This window comes from Gilliamella sp. N-G2 (assembly GCF_002142215.1).
In the GTDB taxonomy this organism is placed as follows: domain Bacteria; phylum Pseudomonadota; class Gammaproteobacteria; order Enterobacterales; family Orbaceae; genus Gilliamella.
Map to the genome: position 1 here is coordinate 1 of NZ_NAST01000004.1, position 13,552 is coordinate 13,552.

20 protein-coding genes and 1 pseudogene are annotated in these 13,552 nt (G+C 32.8%); 3 read left to right on the forward strand and 18 right to left on the reverse strand.

The window, feature by feature from the left end; all coding sequences use genetic code 11:
- Positions 1 to 398 precede the first annotated feature (398 nt).
- The 17 genes and pseudogenes from B6C99_RS02845 to B6C99_RS02930 all read right to left on the reverse strand — a co-directional run bounded on the left by B6C99_RS02845 (position 399) and on the right by B6C99_RS02930 (position 10,266).
- Positions 399 to 1,670: a hypothetical protein gene (locus B6C99_RS02845; protein ID WP_086358434.1), complete on the reverse strand. Its 1,272-nt coding sequence runs from the start codon at positions 1,668 to 1,670 to the stop codon at positions 399 to 401.
- 9 nt (positions 1,671 to 1,679) lie between these two features.
- Entirely contained in the window at positions 1,680 to 1,916 is a 237-nt protein-coding gene (locus tag B6C99_RS02850) for a hypothetical protein (protein ID WP_086358435.1), read from the reverse strand.
- Positions 1,917 to 2,080: 164 nt separating this feature from the next.
- Complete coding sequence (locus B6C99_RS02855; protein WP_086358436.1) at positions 2,081 to 2,410, reverse strand: hypothetical protein; 330 nt, start codon at positions 2,408 to 2,410, stop codon at positions 2,081 to 2,083.
- Positions 2,410 to 2,850 carry a D-Ala-D-Ala carboxypeptidase family metallohydrolase gene (locus B6C99_RS02860; protein ID WP_086358437.1) on the reverse strand — a complete coding sequence of 147 codons (441 nt, stop codon included), beginning with the start codon at positions 2,848 to 2,850 and terminating at the stop codon, positions 2,410 to 2,412. The genes B6C99_RS02855 and B6C99_RS02860 overlap by 1 nt, the downstream gene beginning before the upstream one ends.
- Positions 2,850 to 3,158, reverse strand: a complete 309-nt coding sequence (locus B6C99_RS02865; RefSeq protein WP_216819362.1) for a phage holin family protein — start codon at positions 3,156 to 3,158, stop codon at positions 2,850 to 2,852. Before B6C99_RS02865 ends, B6C99_RS02860 begins: the two co-directional genes overlap by 1 nt.
- A gap of 222 nt (positions 3,159 to 3,380) precedes the next feature.
- Complete coding sequence (locus B6C99_RS02870) at positions 3,381 to 4,067, reverse strand: hypothetical protein (protein WP_086358438.1); 687 nt, start codon at positions 4,065 to 4,067, stop codon at positions 3,381 to 3,383.
- Positions 4,068 to 4,124: 57 nt separating this feature from the next.
- Positions 4,125 to 4,820, reverse strand: coding sequence for an endonuclease (locus tag B6C99_RS02875; protein WP_086358439.1), 696 nt, complete (start codon positions 4,818 to 4,820; stop codon positions 4,125 to 4,127).
- A gap of 155 nt (positions 4,821 to 4,975) precedes the next feature.
- Entirely contained in the window at positions 4,976 to 5,707 is a 732-nt protein-coding gene (locus tag B6C99_RS02880; RefSeq protein ID WP_086358440.1) for a BRO family protein, read from the reverse strand.
- Between the two features lie 244 nt (positions 5,708 to 5,951).
- Positions 5,952 to 6,305, reverse strand: coding sequence for an antiterminator Q family protein (locus tag B6C99_RS02885; RefSeq protein ID WP_158092427.1), 354 nt, complete (start codon positions 6,303 to 6,305; stop codon positions 5,952 to 5,954).
- Positions 6,305 to 6,865, reverse strand: a complete 561-nt coding sequence (locus tag B6C99_RS02890) for a recombination protein NinG (RefSeq protein WP_086358442.1) — start codon at positions 6,863 to 6,865, stop codon at positions 6,305 to 6,307. Before B6C99_RS02890 ends, B6C99_RS02885 begins: the two co-directional genes overlap by 1 nt.
- Before the next feature lie 290 nt (positions 6,866 to 7,155).
- A complete protein-coding gene (locus tag B6C99_RS02895) occupies positions 7,156 to 7,602 on the reverse strand; it encodes a recombination protein NinB (RefSeq protein WP_086358443.1) in 447 nt (148 codons plus the stop codon).
- Between the two features lie 131 nt (positions 7,603 to 7,733).
- Positions 7,734 to 7,937: a DUF1187 family protein gene (locus B6C99_RS02900; protein WP_086358444.1), complete on the reverse strand. Its 204-nt coding sequence runs from the start codon at positions 7,935 to 7,937 to the stop codon at positions 7,734 to 7,736.
- Between the two features lie 295 nt (positions 7,938 to 8,232).
- The gene (locus tag B6C99_RS02910) at positions 8,233 to 8,436 is read right to left on the reverse strand and encodes a hypothetical protein (RefSeq protein ID WP_086358446.1); all 204 of its coding nucleotides are present in this window, start codon (positions 8,434 to 8,436) and stop codon (positions 8,233 to 8,235) included.
- Entirely contained in the window at positions 8,417 to 9,100 is a 684-nt protein-coding gene (locus B6C99_RS02915; RefSeq protein ID WP_086358447.1) for a replication protein P, read from the reverse strand. The genes B6C99_RS02910 and B6C99_RS02915 overlap by 20 nt, the downstream gene beginning before the upstream one ends.
- Complete coding sequence (locus B6C99_RS02920; protein ID WP_086358448.1) at positions 9,100 to 9,819, reverse strand: replication protein; 720 nt, start codon at positions 9,817 to 9,819, stop codon at positions 9,100 to 9,102. Before B6C99_RS02920 ends, B6C99_RS02915 begins: the two co-directional genes overlap by 1 nt.
- Positions 9,819 to 10,001: pseudogene (locus B6C99_RS02925) on the reverse strand (helix-turn-helix domain-containing protein); the annotation flags it as partial. The gene B6C99_RS02920 and the pseudogene B6C99_RS02925, both read right to left, overlap by 1 nt.
- A 40-nt stretch (positions 10,002 to 10,041) precedes the next feature.
- Complete coding sequence (locus B6C99_RS02930) at positions 10,042 to 10,266, reverse strand: YdaS family helix-turn-helix protein (RefSeq protein WP_086358450.1); 225 nt, start codon at positions 10,264 to 10,266, stop codon at positions 10,042 to 10,044.
- 124 nt (positions 10,267 to 10,390) lie between these two features.
- Between B6C99_RS02930 and B6C99_RS02935 the strand changes: the two genes are divergently transcribed.
- Both B6C99_RS02935 and B6C99_RS02940 read left to right on the forward strand, forming a co-directional pair.
- Positions 10,391 to 11,107 (forward strand): S24 family peptidase, encoded by a 717-nt coding sequence (locus B6C99_RS02935; protein WP_086358451.1) that lies wholly within the window; start codon positions 10,391 to 10,393, stop codon positions 11,105 to 11,107.
- Between the two features lie 479 nt (positions 11,108 to 11,586).
- Positions 11,587 to 11,811, forward strand: a complete 225-nt coding sequence (locus tag B6C99_RS02940) for a hypothetical protein (protein WP_086358452.1) — start codon at positions 11,587 to 11,589, stop codon at positions 11,809 to 11,811.
- Here B6C99_RS02940 and B6C99_RS02945 read toward each other — a convergent pair.
- Entirely contained in the window at positions 11,783 to 12,736 is a 954-nt protein-coding gene (locus tag B6C99_RS02945) for a hypothetical protein (RefSeq protein WP_086358453.1), read from the reverse strand. The two genes, B6C99_RS02940 and B6C99_RS02945, sit on opposite strands and share 29 nt — an antisense overlap.
- Before the next feature lie 402 nt (positions 12,737 to 13,138).
- Here B6C99_RS02945 and B6C99_RS02950 point away from each other — a divergent pair, with 402 nt between their 5' ends.
- The gene (locus B6C99_RS02950) at positions 13,139 to 13,414 is read left to right on the forward strand and encodes a hypothetical protein (protein ID WP_086358454.1); all 276 of its coding nucleotides are present in this window, start codon (positions 13,139 to 13,141) and stop codon (positions 13,412 to 13,414) included.
- Positions 13,415 to 13,552 lie beyond the last annotated feature (138 nt).

Genomic DNA, 13,552 nt, shown 5'->3' on the forward strand with positions numbered 1-13,552 from the left:
GCCGTTTATTAAAATACTCAGCCACTTTTAAAGATGTGGTCATTACTTGATTACCTTGTAAAGTAACCATGTTTTCAAATTTAAATTGAGTTATAGTCATATTATGTCTCTCTATAGAATGAGCCTACGTCTCACACAGAATAAACAGCCCAAGAGTTAGACATTAACTGTCATTCTCATAGACTCATTCTGTAAAGCTCTCGGTTAATATTTGCCGTGTGATTGGCATTGTGATTGTAGAATTGGTTGCGGTGCGTTTTTGCACCGATTGAAGTTAAATTTTTTTGAATTTTAGGCACAAAAAAACCACCAATTAGGTGGTTATATGTTTTTTAGATACAAAAAAACCGCTCTAGGCGGTTTAATGAAAATATACTTTTGAAGTAAAATTGTTTGTTTTATTGTTTTTTTGAATTAGACACCAATTTAAATAATTCTTCTATTTTATCTTTAGGTAGAGATTTAATTAAATCAGATAAAGTGTCAACATCAAATGGGGTATGTTTCACTTTATCATTATATAATCTTGTTGGATTATCGCCTAAATTGTTAACAGCTATTTCAAGTAATTTCCCAAGTAAATCCCCAGATATTTCTTGAACTTGCTTTTTATATCCCTCAAAAGCCATCGCAGAAGAATACTTATAAGCATAATCTTCTCTAATTCTGCTTAAATATGCACTTTTTCTACTTGTTAACCATGCTAACCATATTAAAGGAAGTGTAATTGGTATTCTTGATAGAAATTCAGTAATAGAAAAACCTTTGTCACTATAGCTAACTGTAAAAAAGAATACTAACAAAATACAGATAGATAATAGCACCAGGTAGGTAATGGTATCTAACCATCTTAATGTAGATGTAATTTCTGTTACACGTGTTTTAAAAGAACCGGCCATACTAGCTCTATTAGCATCATCAATAATTTTTTGAATTTCAGCTTGTTGATTGCTAAAACTTTCTTTCATAACTTGCTCATAAACAGTTAAATCACTGAATTTTTTTTGAATTTCTTTTTCACTCTTGAGGTTTTCTTCAATTTGATCATCAGCTCTTTGTTTAGTAGCCTTTATTCCTGAAATTATTTTTGACGATTCAGCTTGATCAGCTGATATTTCAATTAATCCACTTTTTGCGTATTCTGCCAACTCAGAAATTTTTTCCTTATAACCTTCTACTTCTTCATTTATTTCCGATATTTTTACAATAGTATCTTCGGCTTTATCTATACTTTTCTCTAGATTAGATAAAGCTTCTGCTTTTTTTAATAAGGATTTATACTCTTCTTTTTGTTTAATTAAATTATTAATATCTTCTGAGAGAGCAGCTAATTCAGCTTCAGTTCTATGTACTGGTTCTACAATATTTTGGTAAGCAACTTTTATGATATAAGTTGCCATAAAAATATTTTTTAGTAAGCTATCATTATTAAGTCTTTCACTATTTAGATCATTTTTATTTTGTTTAGTGATAAACCTATTTGCGAATTCTTGTGCTATTAAAATCTCTTTTTTTGTTAAGACATTTACATTTAATTGATTTAACCTTTCAACCAACCCATAAAGTTCTTCAAGTGCTGCGCAAATTAAAGTATCATCCTTATCAATCTCTAGAACTCTAGTTTTTAGTTTTGAAATATTACCTTTTAAAGCACTTGCACTAATAATCATATCAGCCTCTTATTTTCTGTTTAATTCCCATAGCAAAACATCATATAGAAGCCATTTCCTAGATAACGGAAGATCTCCGTCTATAATTGGTTTAGGGAATTTTTCACTACAAATTATTTCATTTTTTACAACAAGATAACGAATTCCAAGTATAGCTGAAATATCAGAAATGTTAACATATAGTTTAGTTTTTTTTGCTATAATCAATAATGCATTGTATTGAATTTCATGCTTATTTATATTCATTATTAATCTCTCTTATCGCCCTTTTATCCGCATTACACTGCCTAAGCTCATTCAATAACTCAGTGTACAAAACTGGACACTGCCCCCAAGTGATTTGCTTATCAATATGAGGCTCGTTATTTGGCTGTGTCAGCGATGCAGGAATATTACATTGATAAACGTACTCAGTTTTTACCGTTCCGCATCCAGTCAGAAATATTGCTGGGCATAATTTCATTAGCACACTGATTATTTTTAAGCGCATCTTTCATTTGCTCGTGAAGTTGTTTAATTGATATAGCGTCTCGAGCTTTTTCTTGCTCACGTTGTGCTATGATTTGATTATTTTTCTCGATAACTTGTTGTAGTTTTTCCAATCGAGAGGTTAGCTCTGTTAGTTGTTTTTTTGCGGTTTGTTCATCTTGGAAACATTGATATGCAAAATAGCTAGCAAAAACTGTAATTACTAATAGAACTATTGGTGACAATCGATAAATTTGTTTTAATTTTTCCATCAGACTAACCCATTGATGTAAAATGTTTTTCCGCCCTGTTTAACTGCAGTTAGAACTATTTGACGGTTATTACTCGGACTGAATCCAATGTGCACCCACTGATTGTGTTCCTGGATTAACTTATCAAACTGAACACCGGTATCAATTAAACGCTGGCAAATTTGTTTGGGATTGCCATAGTCACAGTGGAAATCAACGGCTAAACCTTTTGTATGAGCGCTAGTTGATGCGCCTCCTACACGTTTATTTAGCTCAATGCATCGGTATCCAGATGTAATGATGATAGGTTTACCTAACGCTTTTCTGACTAATTCCAGTTTAATAGCGGTTAATTTGACATTTGGCATTAATTCGTCAGGTACCGAATTATCAATTTTTAATCGACTGGCTATTGTTGAGCGGGTGAATTCCTCAAGCGTAAAATGTTCTGTTAGTTGCATTAGTTATCTCCTTTAGCTTTTTTAATCAGTCTTTCTTCCAGCGCCTTAATTAGTGTTGCACCTGACCAACCAGCCAGCCCAGCAACACCGCCAGCTAATTCAAAATCTAAATTAAAATAGCTAGCACCTAGCACAACAAGCGCGCCTGCAAATGTTGATACCAGTATTTGCGCCAATAATGTGCCAATGCGGAACGTGTCGCCGTTCATAATGTGATAGCAATAGCTAGCTAATGAACCTAATAGAGTGATAAAAAATAAATATACAACAACCGTCCAATTGACGTTGTTAGGGTCTTTTATTGGCATGATAAAATCTTCATGTTAGTTAATAGAAATGACAGCGTACTAGCGAAGGGTTAGTAGTGTGTGTGTCTAGCGTTGCTGTCGATGCTGTGAAACCTCAGAACTGAGGATTTAAAAATAAAAATAGCAACCAACGAAAATATAGTGTTTGCGATGAATTAATGCTGATTGCCGAAAAATAGACATAAAAAAACCGCAATTACGCGGTTAGTCTATTGTTTTAAATTAATTATCCGTCAATAAAAAATCATCTCCAAATTGTGCAGATAATTTATCTATAACTTTTTTATGATATAGGTTTTTAATATTAATAAAATATAAAATTTCAGCTTCCTTGATTTTTAAATCATAAAAGAGAAAAGCTAGAAATTCAAAAGATGCCGATAGGAATGCCCATAAAACATAGTAATAATAACTAATATCACTAGCTTTGCTTTCTTGTAAACAAAGATAAAAATACCCCACTGACAATACAATACAACTAACGATAGAAATCCAATTGCATATTGAAGATCTTTTCATTTTATCTTTGTTTATAAATATATCTTCATGATCAAAAGACAAACACTTATACAATTTCTTAAATTGATTATACGGTATAATATGCTTGGAAATATTAGATAATTCATAAAAATAAAGTGCTAACCTTCTATCTCGTGATTCAGTCAGACTCATTTTACTTATAACCGATAATTCTTTCTCGGATTCTGAAATCAAATCTTTATCCAAATCTTTATTTGAAATGATCTCAGATAGCCTATTTTGGGCTCTATTAAATATTTTTTTTGAAAAAAATGATGTGATAGGCATTACCGTTTTTGTGACAAATGATGGCATAAAAAGCAATAATATAAATATTGGCTGTATTGTAAATGGCAGCGATTTTATCAGTCCGATTAATAAATCATTCATTCTAACTACACCCTCTGTTAATATTTGAGGATATAATTTAAACACAAAATAATCAAATTAATTACATTTTTCGGTAACAAACTTATTATCATTACCCTGAATTTTTTCTATTTGTCGATTCCTGTCGCATTCCCATTTTTCAGGTGGGTACATCTTATTCCATGCTGTCATCAACTTATTTTCAGAATCTGATAGATTGATATTGTATGTATCACGCATATAAAAATAGGTCCGAGCAATCATACCCCGAATTTCGTCACGCGGTTGGAATTTTCGGTTTTTAAAATCGACTGCTGATTGACATTGCCCGTACTGAGTAAATTCTTTTGTAAATTGTGAGTAGCGATAATTTGACCTGTCTCCATTCACCTCGCCAATAGCTGGTTGTAAATTATGCAAATCGCCTTCCATTGCATTAAAGGTTGCATCCTTTTTACACTCTTTACGACCACCGTCACGCCAGCATTGCAAGTGTCTACCAAAATTCTCGGCTGGCATGACATGCTCCCATTCGATGCGAGATGCTCTTTGCTCATTTTTCCTCGGTGTATAACCGCATTTACTAAAATCTACCGAGCCTTTTTTACCGTCAAATGAAAACTCACAGCCACAATAAAACGTTGTTTGCTCAGGGTTTTCTTTATAGATTTTAACTAAATGAGTTTTGGCGGTGTTAAAATTTTGCTGAGATGCGAATGTAGCTGTAGATATTAAACAAAACGTGATTATTGTGATTTTTTTTAAGAATTCCATTTCATTGGACACAATTAAATTTTAGATAATAAAAAGCCCAACTTTTGATTGGGCTTGTAATTTATGCGCTTTAAACCGCATTTTTACTACATTATCCGTTTAAACGTTTAAACAGTCAAGTATTTAACATTAGTTTTATGATAAAAATACCATTTTTATACTTGCCGTAATTGTTTCTTTTCTAGCTGTTGTTTAAACATCGAAGCAACAAAAGCACCGTCGCCAAAATGATCATGAGTTTTAACTCCAAAATCTGAACCTAGCATTTTAAAAACATCGTATAAGCGATTATCTATATAGAAATTATTCAACCATAGCATGTGATGAACCAGACAGATTAAATTTGTTCGATTAACCTCAATCATGTCTTTTCTTGCTTTTGTAACTCCACCCAACCACTTAATAGCTTCATCAAATTCAGACACTGGCAAATCTTGGTATCGTGGTACTTTAAATTGCTGATAGAATTTAGTATAGATGGCTTGATGATGTTCACCTGTTCGATATGAACGTTCATTGACAGCTTGTTTGATCGCCTGCTGTTGTTCTGTATTGATAGTTAATGAATACGAGCCTGTTTTGCGGATTGTTGGTAAAACTTCATTAAATACCCAATTTTGGAAATCTATTGCTTCTTTTTTATTACTGCGAAAAATAACGCGGTATAAATTAGGTTCGTTAATGAAAGTTAATTCTCTTTGTTGCCCAGATGACCTGAGGTACATTTTATGTACCCCAGCTTCAGAAAGATTGAAACGACTAGATTTAGCATTTGATATATTTAAAATTTCTGCTATATCTTTTAAGCAAAACAATGGCTCATTGTTTACTATTTGAATGCGTACTTGGGATTGGTTGAAGTTAAAAACAGATATTTGATTTGACATATTTTGTCCCTTTCGTAAAGTTTAGTTAGTTGATCACTTAGTGGGTGATCGGGCTTCAACTACCGCTTTACGACGGCGAGACTTATTTCTCTTTCGAGTATTGTATTTCGTCTTCTCGACCCGATCATAGATATGATCAAATACCTAAATAACAGGCATAAAAAAACCGCTAGGCTATCGGGTGCGGAAGTCCGCGTAAAGTTGTAGTATTTACAACTATACAACCCGATAAAATTATTGTCAACTATGCCACCTTTGAAAACAATTCAATAATATAACCTCTAATAAAACACTCTGCAGCTAGTAATATTTTTGTAATTTCGGTTGTTTGTTTACCCAAAATTCGCGCTTGTTTACTGCATGATATTTCTCGGAGATAAAATGAGGTTAGCACAGCCCACTGGTCAACATTATCAGCTTTCAGCATTAACACCGCATTATCAACAATCTGGGCTTCTTCTTCTGTCAAGTATTGTCGATAATCAAAATCTCTAGGTGCACCTTCAATGCCTGCTGATTTTGATGGATATTCTGTTCCCATTCTTCTTAAAATGCGTGTGTTCTTCCACGCCGTCAGAATGTCTTTAGTTTCTCTCACTATGCACCTCGTTTTAACTCTCTTAATTTATTTTTATAGTTAGCTTTAATCTCTTTGATTTCATCGATGCTATATTTTTTCGGCTCGTGTTTCCCTTCCAGCCATTCAACCTGTTCTGCGCCGATTTTTTTTACTAAATTGATTCTATATTCCAGAATATTTCCAGACTTATGGTTATTGCATGCTGAGCATTGTTTATGTACATTTAACTCACAGAAACGTAACTCTGGACATGCCCCAACACTCCGATAATGCCCTGCGTGATATTGCCCGCTATGATACCGTCCACAACTAATGCACGGCTCGTTTTTATCTCTTTCTCGAATAAATGCATTGAATACATTTTGTGCGTCTTTCAGATAATCAGAACGTGTTTTAATCCTTTCTTTCTTTATTTTAAATATTGCTCTTTGTACCCGTTCCTGTTTGTGATTCTCTGTACCATATTTAATTGCACATTCGAATGAACAGGCAAAAGCCAGTGAATTGAACGGCAAGAACTTCTCACCGCACACTCTGCATTTTTTCTGTTTTATTGTTTTTTGAGCTTCTTTTTTCATTGCTTGTACTTAGTTTTATCAAGATAGAATTTACCGCAAGAGCCTTTTATCTGACCATCGACTGTAATCAACGGTCTAGCACAAACAAATAAATCTAAATCTACGTTATAGACACATTTGCCACTACATTCTGGGCATGTCGGTATTAGTTTGTGTTTTCTCGGCGTCTTTCACCTTATTTAAATTATTTCGATTAATTATTTCCCTACGCCGTTCGTGTAAAAAATTTAATACTCGCTCAGTCTCTGTGATTCGTTCATCTACTGTTTCTAATTGTTCTAAATCGTTCATCACGCCACCTGTTGCATTTTTAATTTTTGATATTCGCTGTCACTCGGTATTCTCAATCTAAACCCGTTCTGGCTAGCCCAAACTTCAATTTGCTGCAAATAAAAGTGCATTTCACCTGTGTCCAATTCTGATGTTTTTCTTAACTGCTGGGTTACGGTTGTCTCACCAGTTAACAGGTTTTTATGCTCGACATTTTCGTAACCTAAAAATGTTTCTTTTAAATCGCGCTTAACACTTTTTGTAGTGTAGTTATTGGTTTTAGTTCTAGCGTTAGCCTGTTTTGCTAAATCGTCATACCACATGTGAGATAGCGAGTTCTGATCGATACTGCGCTTATCTTTCCAAATTTTTATAATCAATCTGTATCGTTTGCCGCTTTTAGCTAACTCTAATAGCGTGTTCACAATCGACTTGATATTGCTTTCGTGTAGACAGAGATCATCCATTTTTTTCACCTAATAACTTTCTTTTTTTACAAAACAAACTCAGTGCACAGCGCCAAAGTTGATACGAAAAAATAAAGAAACCATAAGCCGAGAAAGCTATAATCACTAAAGTTATTACTTGATCACCCATGCTAGACCTTCACACACTCGAAATTACGCACCTGCACATCAATTTTAGAATTACCAAAACCTTTTTTTACAGTAGCGAATGATTTTGCCAATGATTCTTCTGTCATTGGTGAATCACGATTTAATGCAACACTCGCCCATTCCTGATCTCCTTTCTTAACTTCTGCTGTTATTTGATATTTTTTAGCCATTTTCATTGTTCCCATTATTTCTAAATGTCTTCACCATCGATAAAAAAATCATTTTCAACATGATCAATTTTTTTCCAGTCGGCGCAATTCGTCTGCAACCGTTCTAATAAACTAATTCCAATTTCACATTTACGTGATTGCCGTCTGTCGTTTATGTTCTCCCTAATAGCGCCACAGTAGTTATCACAGTAATTTTCACAGGTTATGCATGATCTTGTTGCTACGTTTGAAAAGCACTTAGCTTCGTGATTATCTATACCTTTTTGCGTCTTCCTGAGTACTTTTAAACAGTGCTCACATTCAAACATTGTCAACTTTCTAGCCATTTTTGTATTAATTCCCTTAATTTTTCCCTTTCTTCATCAGTAAATTTCTTTACTCTTTCTGCTAACTCATATTTAATTTTTGCTACATTTGCGCCACGTTTTCGTATTTTAGTTACATAGTCATATGCTATTTTGTCTAGCATGTGATTAAGACCGAATGGGCAGTGATTAACTAACAACTTTCGCATGACTAAAACCAAATCGCCGTTTTATTTCTTCAAGCTTGGATAACTGCATTTCTTTTGATAGCGGTCTTTCTTCGACTTTTTTAGGTAAAGCCTTGTTAGGCGTTGGGATGACATAGCCTTTCATTATTTTTTTTGCCATTTCGGCAATCATTTTTTCCGCTCTTAACTGTAATTTTTCTATCCCTAAATTTTCATCTTGCATTATTCGGTGGAGATCATTTATCAACCAATAATTAGCATCACTTCCGTAGTCGTAATCGCAAAAATCATCAAATCCCTTGTATTTACCAAATTCAATAACCGCTTTAGTCAAACTTTCTGCGGTTGGTAGTCCATATTGCTCTGCTAACCCTTTTTCACACCACCCGATAAATTGCCCTACCGATGGCATAAACGGATTACTTTGTTGTCTGGCTATACGCATACCTGCATTAATCATTGCTGGATTGATGCCATTTTCAATAAAACCAATTATCCATTGACGTTTAATTGAACTCTCATCATTGTTATTTAAAGTGTGAAACATCGCAGGACACGCCGCTTTAAGTTGTTTAAATAATTTATTTACAATCTCGGCAACCTGTTCTTTATGCTGTTGTTTATTTGAATCATCAGCGATATTAACAGGCTTGAACTGCGGAACTAATTCGGTGATATTTTTCATTAAAACATTTCTCCATTAAGATCATTTATCCACGAAGTGTCACTAACAGGGCTTCCTGTGGTTAGGGCGTTTTTTAGTGGAAAAAGACCTTGCCAACCGTTCATAATGGATCGGTTTATCATGGCTTCGGGGTTTTCTTGTTCCTCTAACATTTGAGATTGTTTTATCCACGATTGTGGTTGTAGTTTTTTACCTAACGAATTTCTGTAATCAATCCAGTTACACCAAACATCCAAACTCACATTTTGAGGTTTGACAGAAATCGGATCAAAAACAGTATTTCTTTTTTTTGTAATATTGTTTTTTATATTGTCTTTTGTAGAGTGACATTTTTTGTTACTGGTGGTAGGTACATTTTTTGTCACTGGTTCAGTGCATTTTTTGCTACTAGTAACATTTTTTGTACCTGCATTTTTTGTTACTGGTTCGGACAGCTCTAAAACTAGTGAATATTCAGTTATTCCACCATTATTTTTAATGGTATTAATTAACCCTAAATTAGCTAATTCAGTTAAAGCCGTGTAAATAGTCCGCTTGTCCTTAATTCCCAAATAATCCATAAACTGTGAAGCACTAATTTTGTCGCTACTTTTACCCCACCCAGTAGTTTTACGGGTTATTAATAGATAACAGCGCAACGCATTAGCTGACATTTTCGCCATTAATTCATCAACTACAGCATTAGGAACTTGAAAGGAATTAGCTATAAACTGACTCATTACTCACCTCTTATCGAATACTCAGCGTACTGAACACCATTCTTATGAACTAGGCGACTATCAATTTCAAACCCAGCTTTTTTAAGATCATAGATACGCGCACCTAATCTAAAACAGCCATATAGATTCAAAGCTTGCATTGGGTTTATGCTTTTCCCACTTTGCAAATGTGATAATATTTTTTCGCACTGACTTTGTGTTTTTTAGTTTTCAGCATAATAATTACCCATTACGAACAATTGACCAATTAACATCAGGGCGAAGGTCTTCACATCGAACCTTTCCTTGTGATTGATTTTCAATTTCAATACAAATTTTTATTCCCAAATTTGAACTGCGATTGCTTATTTTTTTTCTTAAATAGTTAATTGTTGTACCGCAACTAAAAGCGAATTTTTTTTGCTCCTCTGGTTTCATTGTTTTTAAAAATAGTCTCAAATTCTCCATAAATTGACCTTTTGGTTTTATTTTTATTTGAATAATACCAAAAGGTCATATTAAAATCAACACCTTTTGGTTGTTTACCTTTTGGTAAAGTTTTTTTATGATTAACCGATAACAAGGAGTACATATGAATAAATTTGAAATTAGACGTTTAAATCTAATCCGCTTAAAAGATGAATACTGTGACGGAAAGATTGTAAATCTTGCTAGAGTATTGAATAAAGATCAGGGTTATGTTTCAAGGCTTCTATATGAAGAAGGGAAAAAATATAAAAAAAATATTGCTGATAAATTAGTTAGCGATATTGAGTCTTCATTCGGTCTGCAAAGAGGATGGTTGGATGGTTTAACTTCAGATAGTAATCAACCAATAAAACAAAATATAAATAAAAAAAATAATGGAAATGATGGAGTGAAAATAGAAGTACTAGATATCAGTGCAAGCTGTGGAAACGGCGTTATAACCGAGCGAGAGTTCGCAAGCGTTTTAAGATCAATAGAATTTACGCATGAGTTCGCATTGAAAATGTTCGGTAGAAGATCGACAGATCTTATTAAAGTGATTACTGCAAAAGGTGATAGCATGACACCTACTATAAAGTCAGGCGCTAATGTTTTTGTCGATACTAAAATAAATTATTTTGATGGCGATGGTGTTTATGTGTTTATTTTTGATAATGAAATATATATCAAGCGACTTCAAATCACGGGAACTGAAATAATTGTTATATCTGACAATTCTATTTATGAAAAATGGAGATTAGATAAGCAATGTATGAATAACTTTTATATTCAAGGCAAAGTTATAATAGGACAAAATATAGAATATATCTATTTTGATTAGCATCTATTTTTTCAATTTCAACCGCTTAAATGCGGTTTTTTGTACCTACCCCCTTTTACTGGTCAAAAAACAAGCAATCAGAAAAATAAATTACCTCTAAAAAACAATTATTTATTACCTTTAGGTCATATTTTTAATAAATTATATGACCTTTTGGTGTTTACTTAATTATGACCTTTTGGTAATATTTACACATCGAAACAAAACAACTTCCCAAAAAGTTGTTGCTCTTTAAAAATTAGGTTTAGTTGAAAGTAATGTTAAAGCGTGATGAAAGCGAAGTTACAGTACCGAGTAATCTTATGTAAAGGTTATGTCCCAGCAAAAAATAGCACCAAATATTGTATATCCCTGTGAAGTGAACAAGCAATATTTAGGTAAAAGGGCAATAAACATAATCTGCATTACAAGTAAACTTAAAACAATAAATTTAGTAATCACTAGGAATATTATTAATAAATTATTAAAGGGAAAACATAATGAATAAAATTTTAACTTTTCATTCTAATAATGAAAAACCTAAAACCGATTGTAAAAATAAAATAGCCTTATTGTATAATCCATGTGATGGTTATCACTTAGCTGAATGGATCTCTTTCAATGATAATGATGAATTTGAAGGCTTCTATTCATTTAAAGGAAATCGATTCAGTGATAATTTTTATACATTATGGGCTATTCTTCCTGATTTTTTAGAGAATTAATAAAATTAGAAAGACGATTGATATTGACATTTTTATCACTACCAGCGTAATAATCTACCAATTTTGAATATAAAGGATCAAAATTTTGTTTTACAAAAAACTTTTTAGTATTTTCGACAATAAAATTAATTCTTTTAAAATTTGATTCTATATTATTAGCTCTTTTTGCAATCTCACTTAACTTTTTATAATCTCTTGTTGGATTGTTAAGATCTATATTGTCAATGAGTCGCAAAGTGTCCCTAATGTCATCCAAAACTAACCTTTTTAATTCATCTGATTGGGACAAAACTGAGATATATTTAACTTCTCCAAGTGTTATTTCTACGAAATATGGTGGTTTTTTTCCTTGAGCTTTAAAAATTTCAGCTTCTTTGGGGGTTGCAACACGATCAACGGTTACTTTGCCATCTAAAGTCCTTTTCATTCTGTCTAATTCTTTGTATGCGAATTGACCGATAACAGATGGGGAAAATATTCTAGTTAACGTTTCCCAAGCCCATCTTGCATTATTACCTGATTTGTTATAGTGAAATATTAATTGTTCATACCATTTGTCTAAATTATCTCGGGAATTTGATATTATATTAAGGTTATTTTCAATTTCTAATTCAGTTTTATAGCTTTTCCTTAATGTGGAAAAATGAATATGACCGAAAATTCTTTCACCACAATTATTCCCGATATTTGTTTCTTCTTCTGTTGACGTTAATACAATAAAACCTTTTTTATGAGGTTGATTGCAATCAGTTAAACTGCAATGTATTTCTTCATCAAATTCATAGCTTCCTATAACTTTAACTAACTCTTTACCTTTGGGGTCAAAAATAGAAACAAATTTCTCTCTTTTTTTGATTTCATCAAAATCATACAACTGAATAAAGCCAGTACTAGAATTAATATTTATTATTCCCTTTGGAGGCATGCAGAAATACCTAACTTATTATGTTTAAAGATGATTCTATCATACCAACAAAAAGGCAACCTATCAAAATAAAAACGGTTTTAATAACAAAGTTCTTTAGTAAATAGATTGCTAATTAGTATTCAAATCAAAGCCCATTTAAACAAGTGGGCTTGAGTTTGAAATTACTGACAGCTGGAAAGACAGCACTCTACATCCTTTTGCCCCAGAAATGGGGCTTTTTTCGAGGTGATTATGACTAATAAGGATTTTGTCAATGTGAAAACTAAAGATAGGTTTCGCAATGATTATCAACTAACAGAAAGTGAAGTTAAATTTGCCCTATTTTGCACTTTTATTGTTGTATTTAGTAGCTTGTTTGGTTTGTTTTATTGGATTTTGCAAATAGCAACGAGGTGATTTATGTCGTTACAAAGAGCTGTAGAGAATAATTACGAAAAAGCATATTGCAACATGATGAATGATGCAGAGATGCAAGATGCAAAAGAAGAATGGATTGAAAGTCGAGCAGAAGAGCTAATTAAAAACTTCGATAATGACAATGACTGGCAAATTATTGAGCTACTAAAAATCAAGCTAGAAAGCAAAAGTATTGATGCTGATATCTATAACCAATTTGTGACCGATATTTGTTATTCACAAGCCAAATTCGAATTTAATAAAAAGTTTAAGCATTAAGGCTTGGCGCCTGCCTAAAAAGCGCTGTTTATTTATTTCTATCATCCTTTGCCCTCTTTATGAGGGCTTTTTTAAATAATTCTTATGGAGAGGTGCAGTGGACGGAGTGACTACCGAAAACAATTCAAATAATTATAG